The following is a 15,619-nucleotide window of genomic DNA, read 5'->3' on the forward strand; positions in this document are numbered from 1 at the left end:
GATCGGGACCGCGCGGAAGGATCGAGGCAGCCCGGGGAAGGTGCGATCGCCCTCCCCTCGAGGCGGCGAGCATCTCGACGACCTTGACCGCTCACGCGCGGGGCGTCACCGTGAGAGTGCGGGCCCTCCGGGTCCACCCGCTCGGACCCCGGAAAGCGGTCGAGCCCGGGCGACTCGCGAGCGTAGAGTCGCCGCGCAGGCGCTGGGAGGCGGGATGCAGGTCGCCATCAACCTTCTCGGTGGGTTCTCGGTCGTCGTGGACGGCCGGCCCGTCCCCGCCCAGGCATGGACCCGGCGTCACGCGGCCGCCCTGGTGAAGGTGCTCGCGCTGCGCCCGGGACGGCGACTGCCCCGCGAGCAGCTGATGGACATCCTGTGGCCGGAACTGCTCCTCGACCAAGCGGCGCCGCGCCTCCACAAGGCCACCCACTACGCCCGGACGGCGCTGGGCGTGCAGAGCGCTGTGGTGCTCTCCGGTGACGCCGTCACGCTCCTCCCCGAAGCCCAGGTCGTGATCGACGCGGAGCTCTTCGACCGGGCCGCGGCGGCCGTCGACCCCTCGGCTGCCGCACCGGCGATCGAGCTCTACACGGGCGACCTGCTGCCCGACGACCTGTACGAGCCCTGGGCGGACGCGGAGCGTCAGCGCCTCCGGATGCGCTACCTCGGTCTGCTGCGGGCGACCGGCCGATGGTCCGACCTCCTCGCTGCGGAGCCATTGGATGAGGAGGCACACCTGTGTGTCGTCCGCCAGTACGTCGCCGACGGTGACCGGGGCCAGGCCCTGCGCCACCTCGACTCGATGGCGCAGCTGTGGCGCGACGAGCTCGGTGTCGAACCAGGAGCCGCGGCCCGAGCACTGCTGGCGCAGGTCCGGGCCATGCCTGCGGTCGATCCCGGCAGGCTCACCCCCAACCGGAGGGCCACGCGCGTGCCTCGCCCCCCGACCCGCACCGTGGGACGCGATCGCGACGTGGGTCGGGTCCTCGCCCTGCTCGACCGGCACCGGCTCGTGACGCTGCTCGGCATCGGAGGAGTCGGCAAGACGAGGCTGTCAGCGGAGGTCGCCCATGCCTACGTCGACTCGACGTCGCAGAGAGCCTGCTACGTCGACCTCACGAAGGTGCAGGACCCGAGCCTGGTCCCGGAGCTCATCGTGCGGGAGCTCGGCATTCGTGCCGGCGAGAACCAGAACGTCGTCCAGATGCTCGAGGAGGCGCTGCACCAGCAGTCCCTGCTGCTCGTGCTCGACAACTTCGAGCACGTCGTCGAGGCAGCGGACCTCGTGGGCGAGATGGTCAGCTGGTCCGGCGACCTGCGGGTACTGGTGACCAGCCGCGCACGCCTCCGCGTTGCCGGCGAGCAGGTCTTCGAGGTGCAGCCCCTTTCCGTCGACCCTGGCCGCGATCGGCATGGTCTCGCTGATGCGGTGGCTCTCTTCGAGCAGGTGGCGACGGCCGTCGACCCGCGGTTCGAGCTCGAGGAGCACCTCCACGACGTCACGGCGATCTGCAGGTCCGTCGACGGTCTTCCGCTCGCTATCGAGATCGCCGGCGGGCACCTCCGCACCCTCCCGCCGCCGCTCCTCCGTCAGCGCCTCGCCAGCCGGCTGGGCTCTGCGACAGCGGTGGGACGGGACCTTCCGGACCGCCAGCAGACGATCCCGGCGACGATCGACTGGAGCCTCCAGCTGCTCGGGCCGGCCCAGCAGCGTCTGTTCGCCCGCTTCGCCGCCTTCAAGGGCGCGGTGCCGCTCGAAGCCGTCGAGGCGGTGTGGGACGACGGCGACGTGGTCGATCCCCTCAGCGTGCTGGTGGACCACAGCCTCGTGCGCCGGACGACCGGCAACCGCAACGAGCCGCGCTTCGCCATGCTGGCGCTCGTGCGTGAGCACGCCGCCAGGCTGCTCGAGGAGGACGAGCGGAAACTGGTCGCAGCGGCGCACGCTGCGTACGTCGCGGCGTTCGTCGAGGACCTGTACGAGCGCCGGTGGACCGACGCGGCCGGTCGGTGGCTCGACGACATCACCGAGATGCTCCAGGAGGTGCGCGCCGCCCACGACTGGGCACGGCGCACCGGCGACCGGCCGCTGACCGCTCGCATCACGGCCGCGCTGGGCGCCTACTGGTTCCTCGAGGGCCACCACGCCGAGGGCCAGCACTGGGTGGGCGAGATGCTGTCGGGCGAGGAGGATCTCGATCCCGCGGTGACGGCCCGCATCCGCCTGGCGGCAGGGTTCCTGGCCTTCCCACGGAGTCAGCCCGAGGCCCGGGACCACTGGCAGCGTGCCACCGAGCTGTTCCGCGCCCTCGGCGAGACCCGGCTGCTCGCCTACGCACGTGCCGTCGAGTCCGCGACGTACCTGGCGGAGCCCGACCAGTACGAGCTGGCCATGCAGATCAACGACGAGGCGCTGGCGCTCGGGCGCAGCGTCGGAGGCCCAGCCCTCATCGCGCAGGTCCTGAACATCCGTGGCGAGCTCACCCGCGTCGCCGGCGAGGACCGGCTCGCGCAGGCGGCGTACGAGGAAGGGCTGCAGATCTCCAGCGCCCTCGACGACGAGATGTACGTCAGCGTGTTCCTCTCGAACCTCAGCTATCTCGCCGACCACCGTGGCGACTTCGAGGAGGCACAGCGACTGACCCGCCGGGCCCTCCGGATCTGCTGGTCACTCGGTCGGCGACTGATGGCGGCCTGGACGATCTCGCAGCTGGCCGGCCCCGAGCACGGCTTGGGCCGGTCGGAGCGCGGAGCAGTCCTCATCGGGGCCTCGGACGAGGCGCTGCGGGTCCTCGGTGCTCGGCGCCACCCCGGCGACGTGCCCGAGCACGCCCGAGTCGTGAGCGAGATCAGGACGGCGGTCGGTGACGAGCGGTACGAGCAGCTCTACGCCGAGGGCGCCCGGTTGTCACTCGACCAGGCGCTCGAACTGGTCCTCGACGAGCAGGACGACCGGCAGACGTCGCCCGCGCCCTGACGTCCCTGGCCCGGACTGAGCTCGGAGGGCGCGCCGGTTCACACGTTGAAGCGGAACTCGACGACGTCGCCGTCGGCCATGACGTAGTCCTTGCCCTCCATGCGCACCTTGCCGGCCTCCTTGGCCTTGTTCATCGAGCCGGCCGCCATCAGGTCGTCGAAGGAGACGATCTCGGCCTTGATGAAGCCGCGCTGGAAGTCGGTGTGGATGACCCCGGCGGCCTCGGGCGCGGTGGCGCCCTTCTTGATCGTCCAGGCCCGCGTCTCCTTGGGGCCGGCGGTCAGGTAGGTCTGGAGGCCGAGGGTGTCGAAGCCGACGCGGGCCAGCGTCTCGAGGCCGGGCTCGTCGACGCCCATCTCGGCCAGCATCTCGCGGGCCTCTTCGTCGTCGTCGAGCTCGACCAGCTCGGCCTCGAACTTCGCGTCGAGGAAGATCGCCTCCGCAGGGGCGACCAGCTCGCGCATCCGCTCCTTCAGGGCATCGTCGGAGAGCTCGTCGGCGTCGCAGTTGAAGACGTAGATGAGCGGCTTGGCGGTCAGCAGGGAGAGCTCGCGCAGGAGCAGGCGGTCGATCTTGGTGGAGCTGATCGGCGTACCGGCCTCGAGCGCGGCCATCGCCTCCCGGGCGGCCTCGAGGTTGGCGACGAGCGACTTGTTGCCGCGCGCCTCCTTCTCCAGCCTCGGGATCGCCTTCTCCACGGTCTGGAGGTCGGCGAGGATCAGCTCGGTCGAGATCGTGGAGATGTCGCTGGCCGGGTTGACCTCGCCGTCGACGTGGGTGACGTCCTCGTCACGGAAGACGCGGGTGACCTGACAGATGGCGGCCGACTCACGGATGTGGGAGAGGAACTTGTTGCCGAGCCCCTCGCCCTCCGAGGCGCCGCGGACGATGCCGGCGATGTCGACGAACTCCACCGTCGCGGGCAGCACCTTCGCGGACCCGAACACCTCCGCCAGGCGCGGCAGCCGGTCGTCGGGCACGCCGACGACGCCGACGTTCGGCTCGATGGTGGCGAACGGGTAGTTCGCCGCGAGGACGTCGTTCTTGGTCAGCGCGTTGAAGAGGGTCGACTTGCCCGCGTTGGGGAGTCCGACGATGCCGATGGTGAGTGCCACGGGCGGTGAGTCTAGGTCTGCTGGCGACCCGCGACCCAATCACCCGGACGCCGAACGACCCCGCGGCATGGGGTCCGCGGGGTCGGTTCGGTGATCACGTCCGGTTCCGGGATGGGGCCAGGACTCGGGTCTTGGGCCAAGCCAAGCCGAGGAGCGACCGCGTGTACGCCGAACGCTGCCTCATGTCTGTGCACTGCAACTATTGGCAGAAGCGTGCACCGGGTCGCACCTCAGGGGCCGTAGAGCGCCCGGACCCCCGTGCCGTCCGTGGCACTGAAGGTCAGGTCGGCGCTCGACCCGTTGCACTGCGGGTAGTGCATGATCGAGGCCGAGTCATACGGCGTCAGGGGGCGCCAGCTGTAGTCCTCGAAGCAGGCGCCGGCCTCGGGCCGGGTGTGCTCGTGCCGGAAGCCGAGCGCATGGCCGAGCTCGTGGCCCAGCACGTTGCCCGGCGACCAGCCCGAGAAGAAGATCGAGTCGTCGACCAGCACGTTGCGCTCGAAGTCGCCGCTGCTCGGGAAGAAGGCCCGGGCGATGTACTGCGACGTCTGCACCGGCTCGACCGGGAAGAGCACCGAGTTGTTGCTCGTCACGCAGTTGCTGTCGGCCGACGGGACGTAGGTGAAGTTCACCCCGGACGAGGCGCTCTCCCACAGTCCTGCGCCCTCGGCCATCGCCGCGACGATCGCGTCGTGGTCGGCGTCGAACGCCGTGCTGACGCAGTAGGTGAGGTTCTGGGCCTGGCCCGCGCTCCAGCGGTCGTCCGCGCCAGCGACGGTGTTGACGACGAGACCGCGCACCTTGTGCCGGTTGGTCTTGCCGGGCTTGTCGAAGACCTGCCGGTAGAAGGTGCGCAGCGAGTGCGTGCTCGAGATCGGCTCGTCACCGTTGACGAGGTACTGACCGTCGGTGTCCTGGTAGGTCGACCGCTCGAACTTCTTGAACGAGGGCGCCTTGTCCTTCGCCGGGGCCGCATCCGCGACCGTCGCCCCGCTCAGCGCCAGGGCCGAGACCCCGACCAGGGCGGTGACGATCCTGCTGATCCTGCTACGTGTCATGAGAGTTCCTCCGGTTGCTTGCGGACACCGCCGATACAACTGGTCCAGACCAGTGGTACGCCACCGTTGACACGGGCCAGGTTCGTGCGATGCGACAACATGCAAGTTCTGGAAGGCTCCAGCCATGACCGACTCAGCGGCCGCGACGACCTTGCGAGAACCAGCCCACCAGGTGAGCCCCCGGGCGGTGCCCTATTGGCGCCTGGGGGCGGCGATCGGCGCGCTGGTCCTCGTCGCGCTCGCGGTGGCGGCGTACGTCGTGCTGCCGATGGTCCTGGACGACGACCGGCCGTGGTGGGCGACGCTGCTGCTGGTGGTGCTGGTGCTGGTGCAGGTGGCGTACGTCGCGGTGATGCCGAGCATCCGGTTCCGCGTGCACCGTTGGGAGGTCACCGGGACCGCGATCCACACCCGCTCCGGCTGGATCAACCGGGAGACGCGGATCGCGCCGCTGTCGCGCGTGCAGACCGTCGACTCCCAGCAGGGCGCGCTGATGCGGTTCTTCAAGCTCTCCACCCTCGTGGTCACGACCGCCTCCGCCGCCGGGCCGCTGACCATCGTCGGCCTCGACCAGGAGGAGGCCAAGCGGGTGGTGGCCGACCTGGTCGCGATCACCGGCGCCGGCGAGGGCGACGCCACGTGAGGTCCGAGTGGCAGCGCCTCGACCCGCGGCTGCTGGTGATCGGGCCGGCACGCGCCCTGCGCCAGTTCCTCGTGCCGGCCGTCATCGCCATCTTCGGCGTGAGCAGCTCAGGCGGGCTGGACTGGTGGTGGTCGGTGCCGATCGCGCTGGTGCCGGTGGCGATCGGACTGCTGCCCTGGCTCACGACCCGCTACCGGATCACCGAGACGGCCCTCGAGCGCCGCTCGGGCTGGCTCAACAAGAAGGAGGTCACCGCTCCGCTCGACCGCGTACGCAGCGTCGACCTGGAGAGCTCGCTCCTCCACCGGATCCTCGGCGTGACGACCGTCAGCATCGGCACCGGTGTCGACGAGACCCGCATCAAGCTCGACGCCATCGCCCAGGGCGACGCGGCCCAGCTGCGGCACCAGCTCCTGGCGGAGGGCCGGGTCACCACTCCAGCAGACCCGGCGGAACACGTGGTCCCGACTCCCCCGGACCGGCCGACCCCGCCGGGCCAGGAGCCGGAGGTGCTGGCCACGATCGACTGGTCGTGGCTCCGGTTCGCGCCCTTCAGCCTGTCCCGGCTCGTCATCGTCGCCGGTGCGCTCGGCGCGCTGTCACAGTTCGCCGACGACCTGCCGTTCCTCGACGGCGAGCATCTGTCCAGCGCCTGGGAGTGGGTCGTCTCGTTCGCCATCCCGCTGGTCGCCCTCGCGCTGTTCGTCGGCGCCCTCATCGCCTGGGTCATCATCTCCGTGACCGGCTACGTCGTGCAGTGGTTCGGCCTGCGCCTCACCCGCGAGCACGGCACGCTGCACCTCACCGCCGGCCTCCTCACCACGAAGTCCATCAGCGTCGAGGAGGCTCGCGTGCGCGGGCTCGTGCTCGACGAGCCCCTGCTGCTGCGCCTGGTCGGCGGCGCCGAGCTGTCGACCCTCTCCACCGGGGTCGCGAACGGCGTGACCGAGATCCTGCCCCCGGCTCCGGTCGAGGTCGCGCGCCGCGTCGGTGCCGACGTTCTCCCAGGGGCGGAGCCTCTCGACGTGCCGCTGCGTCGGCACGGTCCGCTGGCCCGGCGACGCAGCTACAGCGGCTCGCTCTACCTCCCCGCGCTCCTGGTCGTCGCCGCGGTGGTCGCGACCGTCGTCCTCGACCTGCCCTGGTGGCCCGCGGTCGTCCTGGCCGTGGCCGTCGTGGGCCTCGGCGTCGTGCTCGGCGAGTCGGCGTACCGCCACCTCGGGCACGCGCGTACGACGCAGCACCTGGTCTCGGGGGACGGGACCACGACGCGACGGCGCACGGTGCTGGACGCCGACGGCATCATCGGCTGGGTCGTCGCCCAGACGTGGTTCCAGCGGCGCCTCGGGCTCGCCACCCTGGTCGCCACGACGGCGGCCGGCGCCGAGAGCGTACGGATCGTCGACGTGCCGCTGGAGCGGGCGATCGAGGTCGCCGACGCGGCGACCCCGGGGGTGCTCAGCGCGTGGCTGCCGGGTCTGCAGGACGATCCGACGAGCTGAGCCGGCGCGAGCGGTGGGCCGTCTTCGCGGTCAGCCACAGGCTCACCACGACGTAGTAGACCGGGTAGGCCAGCGAGACCAGGATCAGCGCCGTCGACGGGTCGGGCAGCTGCGCGACGATCACCCCGAAGACCGCCAGCCAGGCCGCCGAGAAGGTCATGTTGAGGTACCACAGGTCCTCGGTGCGCGACGGGTAGAGGTACTTCACCGGCACGAACACCAGCACCGTGAACACCAGCAGCAGCACGGTCGTGGTGGTGACCGACATGGCGGCCACCACGACGTAGAACGCGACGACGTTCCAGTAGCTGGGGAAGCCGAGGAAGAAGTGGTCGTCGGTCTTCGCGTCGGAGCGGCAGAACTGGTAGCACGACGCCACCAGGGGCAGTGACGCCACGACGCCGCCCCACGCACCGTCGGGAAGGTAGCCGTTGGCCCACAGCAGCACCATCGGCGCGAACGCGTAGGTGAGGTAGTCGACGATGTTGTCGAGAAGGGCGCCGTCGAGCTGCGGCACCACCTGCTTCACCCGGAAGTGCCGGGCCATGAAGCCGTCGGTGCCGTCGACGAACATCGCGACCAGGAAGAGCCACAGCACGGTCTGCTCGTCGCTGCGATAGGCGTAGTGCACCATCAGGAGGGCCAGCACCGAGCCGACGGCGGTGTAGGCGTGCACCGACCAGGCGGCGAGCTTCTCCATGGGCACCACGCTAGTGGTCTGCCGGCCGTCGTTAGGGTGACCGGGTGCGTCTCGCCACCTGGAACGTCAACTCCCTCCGCTCTCGCATCGGCCGCGTCGAGGCGTTCCTGCAGCGGCACGACGTCGACGTGCTCGCCCTGCAGGAGACCAAGGCGCGCGAGGACCAGCTGCCGCTGATGGGTCTGCAGTCGATGGGGTACGACGTCGCGGCGGTCGGGACCAACCAGTGGAACGGCGTGGCGATCATCAGCCGGATCGGGCTCGACGACGTCCGTGTCGGCTTCGACGGGATGCCGGGGTACGGCGACCCGGTGGCGGCCGAGTCGCGAGCCGTCGGGGCGCTCTGCGGCGGCGTACGCGTCTGGTCGGTCTACGTGCCCAACGGCCGCAAGCCCGCCGACCCGCACTACGTCTACAAGCTCGACTGGCTCTCCCGGCTGCGGGAGGCCTCGGGGTCCTGGCTGGGCGAGGACGCCGCGATGGCCGGCGACTGGAACGTCTGCCCGACCGACGAGGACGTCTTCGACCCGGCGCAGTTCAGGAACTCCACGCACGTCACGCCACCCGAGCGCGCGGCCTTCCAGGCCTTCCTCGACGAGGGCTGGGCCGACGTGGTGCGTCCCTTCGCGCCCGGACCGGACGTGTACACGTACTGGGACTACTACCGGCAGCGCTTCGAGCGCAACCGCGGGCTGCGGATCGACTTCGTCCTGGGCTCGCCGTCGTTCGCGAGCCGGGTGACCGGCGCGTTCATCGACCGCGACGAGCGGGACCCTGACAAGTACGCCGGAGCACCCTCCGACCATGCGCCGGTCGTCGTAGACGTGACATGACAAACCCCGGCACTCTCGGGGAGTTGCCGGGCAGGCACCTTCCAGGGTTCCGGGGCCGGTGGACCTCATGGAGTCGGTGCAGGTCAGGCACACCGGTGGAAAGTTCCGGGGGCATCCGGACATGACAAAGCCCCGGAGGCTCTGAGGCTCATCCGGGGCCTAGTCAGGCTATGGCAATACCTGGGACCGGTTCATTTGGAAGAGACGTTCGTGCAGGTCAGACCGGCCGCCCGCTCATGGGCAGCTGGCGCTCCTCACGCGACGAGCCCGCGTGTTGTCGATGAGTGATGCCCGCGCGGTCCGCGCGCGGAAGGCGTCGTCAATCCAGGAGCGAAGCGACGCCTTGGACCCCGGGTGCACGTAGTACCGGGCGTAGCCGATGTCGTTGCTGTTGGAGTCGCGTTCGATGTTGTCGTTGACCCGCGCCTGCAGCGTGATCGACTTGCCCGAAACGCTGGGCAACTGAACGGCAAGGAGGCCGTTGACCTTGCTGTGTTTGCTACTCCGCAGTGACGAGTAAACCTCCCAGTCCACGTAGCGTCGAGCCCACGTGCAAGAGCCGAGCAGGACGAGCGTGACACTGGAGTCCCCCAGGTACTTGGTCCGAATCTGGTCCATGATGTAGCCCGTGTCCTCGCTGTCGATGAAGTCATCTTCATCGGTTACACCAATGGTCTTGGCGATGAACTCGGTCCCGAAGTCGTCGAGGAACTGCGTTACCTCGTCGGTGTCTGCAGCGTGGTAGGACACGAAGCACTTGTGTCGCGTGCTGTCGACCTTGCGTGCTGCGGCCTTAAGAGCAACCTCCTGCACTCGCTGCTGCTGCCAATGACCCATCCGAACCCCCCTTGTAGTTGGTGGTGGCACGGTAGCGCCCCGCGCCGACACTCTGCGTGCATGATGTGGACATGCCCGCCCTCCGCAAGGTGACCGACGACGACATGCCGCAACTGTTTCAGGCTGCCGACAAGTCATCGCTCAACGCGCAGACCGCTTTCGTGGACGGAACCAGACTGCGCCTCGGGTTGGTCGTCCTCGCTGCCGCCCTCGGAGTGACCGCCTGGCGAGTAGGGGCATCGAACATCGACGTTCTCGCAGTCGCGTCCACGCTTCTCTTCGTTGGGGCACTGCTAGTCGAAGGGTTTCTCTGGAAGAGTCGCCCAGACAAGACATGGTATGACGCGAGAGCAATCGCAGAGTCTGCAAAGACATTGGCTTGGAAGTATGCCGTAAGGGGGGAGCCTTTCAACGACCCGGACATGTCGGAGGAAGACACGACGCGAAGTCTTCTCGACAGGCTAAATGGAATCCAGAGGCAGTACAGCCACGTTGGCCTAGAAGCCGTCAACGTACCTGCCGTAAGTCAGTGGATGAGGGAGCAGCGTCAGGATTCTTGGAGCGAGCGCAAGGAGGTTTACCGAAGACTACGATTGGTTGACCAGAAGGATTGGTACGCAAAGAAGGCCAAGTACAACAAGGAGCGCTCTACACAGTGGCGTGTCGCTCTCGTCGCGACTGAGTTCTTGGGAGTCGTCGCTTCGCTTCTTTCTGCGTTCTCGGAGTCCGTGCCCCTCTTCGGACCCGCTTTAGCGGCACTCGTGGTGGCTGTTGTGGCGTGGCTGGAGACGAAGCAGCACGACTTCAACGCACGTGCGTACTCCGCAGCAGTGTCCGACCTCGCACAGGCAGAAGCCAGGTTGGACATTGCCGAGGACGAGGCCGCGTGGGCCCAGGAGGTCGAGAACGCCGAAGAGGCCATCAGCCGCGAGCACACGCTGTGGCTGGCATCCCGCAACGAACCATGAACCACGCCCGCTTCGCCTCTTCGGCATGACGAAGCCCCAGCGCTCTCGGGGAGTCACCGGCGCGTTCATCGACCGCGACGAGCGGGACCCCGCCCAGGGCACCGGGTCCCCGTCGGACCACGCGCCCGGGGTCGTCGACCTGTCGGACTGAGCAGACTGTCGGGCCGACTGTCGGTGGGCCCGGTCATGCTCGGGCCATGGAGATCGTGACGCTGTTCCTCACCCTCGCCGTCGGGCTCGCCCTCGGGGTGCTCGTCGGCCACCTGTGGACCCGCAGCCGAGGCGTCGACCAGGCGACCACGGCGCTCGAGGCGCGGGCGGCCGACCAGGCCGTCGTCGCGCAGGGGCTCGACCGGCTGCAGCGCCAGCTCGGCGACCTCGAGCGCGAGCGGGCGCAGTGGCAGGGCCACTTCGACGCGCAGGTCGACAGCATGCGCCTGAGCACCGACACGCTGCGCCGCGAGACCTCCTCGCTCTCGACCGCCCTGCGCAAGCCCCAGGTGCGGGGCCGGTGGGGCGAGCTGCACCTGCGCCGGGCCGTCGAGCTCGCCGGCCTCGTCGACCGGTGCGACTTCACCGAGCAGGCCCGGCTCGCCGGCGGGGCGCTGCGTCCCGACCTGGTGGTCCGGCTGGCCGGCGGGCGCTCGATCGTCGTCGACGCCAAGGTGCCCCTCGACGCCTTCCTCGACGCCACGGCCACCGACGACGAGCTCCGCGCCCACCACCTCACCCGGCACGCCGCCCAGCTGCGCCACCACGTCAACAGCCTGGGCGACAAGGCCTACTGGAAGGCGCTCCCGGAGTCGCCGGAGTTCGTGGTGATGTTCGTGCCCGCCGAGGCCTTCCTCTCGGCGGCACTCGACGCCCAGACCGACCTGCTCGAGTACGCCGCGGAGCGGCGCGTCATCCTGGCCACGCCCACCACCCTGATCGCCCTGCTCCGCACGGTCGCGCACGGCTGGTCCCACGAGCGGCTGGCCGACCAGGCCGCCGAGGTGCAGCGCCTCGGCCGCGAGCTGCACGAGCGGCTGGCCACGATGGGCGGCAACCTCACCCGCCTCGGCCGCTCGCTGACCGCCGCCGTGGGCGCCTACAACCAGGCCGTCGGCTCCATCGAGGGCCGCGTGCTGGTGACCGCCCGCAAGTTCAGCGAGCTCGGCGTGACCGACGACGCCCTCGAGGAGCCGGCACAGGTCGAGGTGACCACGCGCAGCCTGGCCGCGACGGAGTTCTCCCGGGACCTCCGGGCGCTGGGGCGCGACGCCGACCCCCTCGACGACTCGCTGGACCTGTCGTGGGGCGATCGCGACCACCCCGAGGCATCAGGCGACGACACGGCGCGGCGTGCGAGCGGAGCCTGAGCCCCGCCGTACGGTGACCGCGTGAGCCAGACCCGCTCCTTCCCGACCGCCGGAGTCGAGCCGGGACGCCACGTCGTGGCCCTCGGACTCGCCGCCGTCCTCACCGTGGTGGTCGTCAACGTGCTGCTCGTGGGCGAGCTGTCGCTGTTCTTCGACCTGTGCTTCGTGGTGCTCTGCCTGGCCCTGGCGCTCGCCGTCCGGGCCCGAGACTTCTTCACCGTCGGCGTGTTCCCGCCACTGATGATGGTCGGGGTCTTCACGCTGATCGGTCTGACCGTGCCCCGCGCGATCGCCGAGGAGCACGACGGCGTCGTCCAGGCCGTGGTCAGCGGGCTGGCCCACCACAGCGGTGCGCTGGTGGCCGGCTACGCGCTGTGCCTGGCCACGCTCGCCTTCAGGACTCGAAGCGAGAGGGATCCCCGGCCCCGACCCTGAGCACCTGGGGCTCGCCCTCCGACCAGTCGACGACGGTGGTGGGCTGTGCGGAGGTCTCCCCCGCCTCCACCACGATGTCGACCTGGTGGTCGAGGTCCTCCTTGATCTCCCAGCCGATGGTCCGCGCCTCCTCCTCCCCGGGCAGGATCAGGGTGCTGGTGAGGATGGGCTCGCCGAGCTGCTCGAGGATCGCGCAGACGACGACGTGGTCGGGGATCCGCACTCCGACCGTCTTCTTCTTGGGATGCATCAGCCGGCGCGGCACCTCGCCGGTCGCCGGCAGGATGAACGTGTAGGGGCCGGGCACCGCCGCCTTGATCGCCCGGAACGCCGAGTTGTCGACGTGCACGAACTGACCGAGCTGGGCGAAGTCCCTGCACATCAGCGTGAAGTGGTGGCGCTCGTCGAGGTCGCGGATGCGGAGGATGCGGTCCCGCCCGTCGCGGTTGCCGAGCTGGCAGCCCAGGGCGTAGCCCGAGTCGGTGGGATAGGCGATCAGCGCGTCGTCGCGCAGCGCCTCGACGATCTGGGCGACCAGGCGCGGCTGCGGGTTGTCGGGGTGCAGGTCGAGGAAGCGGGCCATGGCGTCGAGTCGGTCAGGCCCGCTGGGCCAGGCGCAGGTCGCGACGCAGCTCGGGCGGCAGGGCGAAGATGAGGGACTCCTCGGCGCTGTGCACGGCCTGGGCGTCGGGGTAGCCGCGCTCGGCGAGGTAGGCGAGCACCCCCTGCACGAGCTCCTCCGGCACGGAGGCTCCCGACGTGACGCTGACCTTCGCGACGCCGTCGAGCCAGGCCTCGTCGATCTCCGAGGCGTCGTCGACGCGGTACGACGCCTTGGCGCCGGCCTCGAGGGCCACCTCGACCAGCCGCACCGAGTTGGAGGAGTTGCCGGAGCCCACGACGATCACCAGGTCGGCGTCGTGGGCGATCTCCTTGACGGCGAGCTGGCGGTTCTGGGTGGCGTAGCAGATGTCGTCGCTGGGCGGGTCGAGCAGAAGCGGGAAGCGCTCACGGATCGCGGCGACCGTCTCGAGCGTCTCGTCGACCGACAGGGTGGTCTGGGAGAGCCAGGCGACCCGGGCGGGGTCGCGGACCACGATGGAGGCGACGTCGTCGGGCGACTGCACCAGCTGGATGTGCTCGGGCGCCTCGCCGGCGGTGCCCTCGACCTCCTCGTGGCCCGCGTGCCCGATGAGCAGGATGTCGTAGTCATCGGACGCGAACCGCCTGGCCTCGTGGTGGACCTTGGTCACGAGCGGGCAGGTCGCGTCGATCGTCTTGAGGTCGCGGGTCTCGGCCTGCCGGTGCACCTCGGGCGAGACGCCGTGGGCGGAGAACACCACGGTGGCACCCGTCGGCACCTCGTCGAGCTCCTCGACGAAGATCGCCCCCCGTGACTCGAGGTCGGCGACGACGTGCTTGTTGTGGACGATTTGCTTGCGCACGTAGACCGGGGCGCCGTACAGGTCGAGCGCCTTCTCCACGGTGATCACGGCCCGGTCGACGCCGGCGCAGTAGCCCCGGGGCGCGGCGAGCAGCACGGCCTTGGCCTGTTCGGCGCTGAGGACGGCGGGCACACCCAGGTCGGTCATGGATCCGAGTCTAGGTGGGCATGCCGGCCCGGCGAAGTCGAGACCGTGCCGCGGCCGGGTGTCCTCGCCCACCCGTAGGCTCACCGCCGTGGCCCTCGAGACCTCTCCGACGCAGCCGGCCCCGGTCCGGCAGATCGCCAGCGCGATCTCGTCGTGGATCGACCGGTTGGGCAGTGTGTGGGTCGAGGGCCAGATCGCCCAGGTCACCCGCCGGCCCGGCGTGCAGACCGTGTTCATGACCCTGCGCGACTCGGTGGCCGACATCTCGGTCACCGTGACGTGCGCGCGCAGCCTGCTCGACAGCCTCGACCCGCCGCTGGTCGAGGGCGCCAGCGTGGTGATCCACGCCAAGGCGTCCTACTACCCCAACCGCGGCACCCTCTCCCTGCAGGCCCGGGAGATCCGGATGGTCGGCCTCGGCGAGCTGCTCGCCCGCCTGGAGCGCCGGCGCCAGCTGCTGGCCGCCGAGGGCCTCTTCGCCCCCGAGCTAAAGCGCTCACTGCCGTTCCTGCCCGGCTGCGTCGGCCTGGTCACCGCACCGAAGTCCGCGGCTGAGCGTGACGTCATCGACAACGCCACGCGCCGCTGGCCCGCGGTCCGCTTCGAGGTGGCGTACGCCGCCATGCAGGGGCCGCGGTCGGCGAGCGAGGTGATCGAGGCGGTGGAGCGGCTCGACCGGCACCCCGAGGTCGACGTGATCGTCATCGCCCGCGGCGGCGGGTCCCTCGAGGACCTGCTCCCCTTCTCCGACGAGGCCCTGATCCGGGCCGTGCACGCGATCCGCACCCCCGTGGTCTCCGCGATCGGCCACGAGCCCGACCAGCCGCTGCTCGACCTGGTCGCCGACGTACGCGCCTCGACCCCCACCGATGCGGCCCGACGCCTGGTGCCCGACGTGGTCGAGGAGCTCCAGGGGGTCGTCTGGGCGCGCGGTCGCATCCGCACCCTGATCGGCCAGTGGCTCGACCGGGAGCAGGGCGGTCTCGACGTGCTGCGCTCGAGGCCGGCGCTCGCCGACCCGCGCACCCTGCTCGATGCCCGCGTCGACGAGCTCGGCGCGCTGCGCGAGCGGGCTCGGCGCTCGCTCTCCCACCGCCTCGACCGGGCCGCCGACGACATCGACCATCACCGGGCGCGGGCCCGCTCGCTGTCCCCGCTGGCCACCCTGCAGCGGGGGTACGCCGTGCTGCAGGACGCCGACGGTCACGTCATCACCTCCATCGCCGGCGTCGCCGCCGGCCAGGCCGTATCGGTGCGCGTTTCCGACGGCCGCGTCCACGCCACCACCGACCGGGTCGAGACGCTCGACCACCCATCCGAGGGAGACACCCATGGCTGACACGTCCGCACCCGACCAGCTCTCCTACGAGGACGCCCGGGAGCAGCTGGTCGAGGTCGTGCGCACCCTCGAGGCGGGCGGCACCACCCTCGAGGAGTCGCTCGCGCTGTGGGAGCGCGGCGAGAAGCTCGCCACGGCGTGTCAGGCCTGGCTCGACGGCGCGCGCAAGCGCCTCGACGAGGTCGTCGAGGGCGACGCGGGCGACTGAGGAACGGTCGCGCTCGGCGCTACCGGGCCGACGCGGGCGCTCCCCGACCTT

At 70.3% G+C, this 15,619-nt stretch carries 16 protein-coding genes; 10 read left to right on the forward strand and 6 right to left on the reverse strand.

The annotated features are described in order from the left end of the window. The first annotated feature begins 214 nt into the window (after positions 1–214). The gene (locus ACP7BP_RS00985) at positions 215–2,977 is read left to right on the forward strand and encodes an ATP-binding protein (RefSeq protein ID WP_426241634.1); all 2,763 of its coding nucleotides are present in this window, start codon (positions 215–217) and stop codon (positions 2,975–2,977) included. A gap of 38 nt (positions 2,978–3,015) precedes the next feature. Here the strand turns inward: ACP7BP_RS00985 and ychF are convergent, their stop codons facing one another. Further along, a complete protein-coding gene (gene ychF, locus ACP7BP_RS00990) occupies positions 3,016–4,092 on the reverse strand; it encodes a redox-regulated ATPase YchF (RefSeq protein ID WP_426241636.1) in 1,077 nt (358 codons plus the stop codon). Between the two features lie 230 nt (positions 4,093–4,322). Then, complete coding sequence (locus ACP7BP_RS00995) at positions 4,323–5,150, reverse strand: hypothetical protein (protein WP_426241638.1); 828 nt, start codon at positions 5,148–5,150, stop codon at positions 4,323–4,325. A gap of 124 nt (positions 5,151–5,274) precedes the next feature. Between ACP7BP_RS00995 and ACP7BP_RS01000 the strand changes: the two genes are divergently transcribed. After that, the gene (locus ACP7BP_RS01000) at positions 5,275–5,793 is read left to right on the forward strand and encodes a PH domain-containing protein (protein WP_426241640.1); all 519 of its coding nucleotides are present in this window, start codon (positions 5,275–5,277) and stop codon (positions 5,791–5,793) included. Then, entirely contained in the window at positions 5,790–7,295 is a 1,506-nt protein-coding gene (locus ACP7BP_RS01005) for a PH domain-containing protein (RefSeq protein ID WP_426241641.1), read from the forward strand. Before ACP7BP_RS01000 ends, ACP7BP_RS01005 begins: the two co-directional genes overlap by 4 nt. Here ACP7BP_RS01005 and ACP7BP_RS01010 read toward each other — a convergent pair. Further along, entirely contained in the window at positions 7,252–7,995 is a 744-nt protein-coding gene (locus ACP7BP_RS01010) for a CDP-alcohol phosphatidyltransferase family protein (RefSeq protein WP_426241643.1), read from the reverse strand. The genes ACP7BP_RS01005 and ACP7BP_RS01010 overlap by 44 nt on opposite strands. 44 nt (positions 7,996–8,039) lie before the next feature. On the opposite strand from ACP7BP_RS01010, the gene ACP7BP_RS01015 reads away from it, so the two are divergent. Beyond that, the gene (locus ACP7BP_RS01015) at positions 8,040–8,828 is read left to right on the forward strand and encodes an exodeoxyribonuclease III (RefSeq protein WP_426241645.1); all 789 of its coding nucleotides are present in this window, start codon (positions 8,040–8,042) and stop codon (positions 8,826–8,828) included. 234 nt (positions 8,829–9,062) lie between these two features. Here ACP7BP_RS01015 and ACP7BP_RS01020 read toward each other — a convergent pair whose 3' ends face one another. Continuing rightward, positions 9,063–9,665, reverse strand: coding sequence for a TIR domain-containing protein (locus tag ACP7BP_RS01020; protein ID WP_426241646.1), 603 nt, complete (start codon positions 9,663–9,665; stop codon positions 9,063–9,065). A 71-nt stretch (positions 9,666–9,736) separates the two neighbouring features. On the opposite strand from ACP7BP_RS01020, the gene ACP7BP_RS01025 reads away from it, so the two are divergent. The 4 genes from ACP7BP_RS01025 to ACP7BP_RS01040 are packed head-to-tail and all read left to right on the forward strand — an operon-like array spanning position 9,737 to position 12,429. Beyond that, positions 9,737–10,633: a DUF4231 domain-containing protein gene (locus ACP7BP_RS01025; RefSeq protein ID WP_426241648.1), complete on the forward strand. Its 897-nt coding sequence runs from the start codon at positions 9,737–9,739 to the stop codon at positions 10,631–10,633. Between the two features lie 25 nt (positions 10,634–10,658). Beyond that, positions 10,659–10,784, forward strand: coding sequence for a hypothetical protein (locus tag ACP7BP_RS01030; protein ID WP_426241650.1), 126 nt, complete (start codon positions 10,659–10,661; stop codon positions 10,782–10,784). Positions 10,785–10,830: 46 nt separating this feature from the next. Beyond that, on the forward strand, positions 10,831–11,994 hold the full coding sequence (locus ACP7BP_RS01035) for a DNA recombination protein RmuC (RefSeq protein WP_426241652.1): 1,164 nt from the start codon (positions 10,831–10,833) through the stop codon (positions 11,992–11,994). Positions 11,995–12,015: 21 nt separating this feature from the next. Beyond that, a complete protein-coding gene (locus tag ACP7BP_RS01040) occupies positions 12,016–12,429 on the forward strand; it encodes a DUF6542 domain-containing protein (protein WP_426241653.1) in 414 nt (137 codons plus the stop codon). Here ACP7BP_RS01040 and ACP7BP_RS01045 read toward each other — a convergent pair. Next, on the reverse strand, positions 12,389–13,012 hold the full coding sequence (locus ACP7BP_RS01045; protein ID WP_426241655.1) for an L-threonylcarbamoyladenylate synthase: 624 nt from the start codon (positions 13,010–13,012) through the stop codon (positions 12,389–12,391). The two genes, ACP7BP_RS01040 and ACP7BP_RS01045, sit on opposite strands and share 41 nt — an antisense overlap. A 13-nt stretch (positions 13,013–13,025) precedes the next feature. Next, positions 13,026–14,021 carry a 4-hydroxy-3-methylbut-2-enyl diphosphate reductase gene (locus ACP7BP_RS01050; RefSeq protein WP_426241657.1) on the reverse strand — a complete coding sequence of 332 codons (996 nt, stop codon included), beginning with the start codon at positions 14,019–14,021 and terminating at the stop codon, positions 13,026–13,028. Between the two features lie 88 nt (positions 14,022–14,109). Between ACP7BP_RS01050 and xseA the strand changes: the two genes are divergently transcribed. Then, on the forward strand, positions 14,110–15,360 hold the full coding sequence (gene xseA, locus ACP7BP_RS01055; RefSeq protein ID WP_426241659.1) for an exodeoxyribonuclease VII large subunit: 1,251 nt from the start codon (positions 14,110–14,112) through the stop codon (positions 15,358–15,360). Further along, positions 15,353–15,568 carry an exodeoxyribonuclease VII small subunit gene (locus ACP7BP_RS01060; protein WP_426241661.1) on the forward strand — a complete coding sequence of 72 codons (216 nt, stop codon included), beginning with the start codon at positions 15,353–15,355 and terminating at the stop codon, positions 15,566–15,568. Before xseA ends, ACP7BP_RS01060 begins: the two co-directional genes overlap by 8 nt. The last annotated feature ends 51 nt before the right edge of the window (positions 15,569–15,619 follow it).

The organism is Nocardioides sp. LHG3406-4, from assembly GCF_049897745.1.
Lineage (GTDB): Bacteria > Actinomycetota > Actinomycetes > Propionibacteriales > Nocardioidaceae > Nocardioides.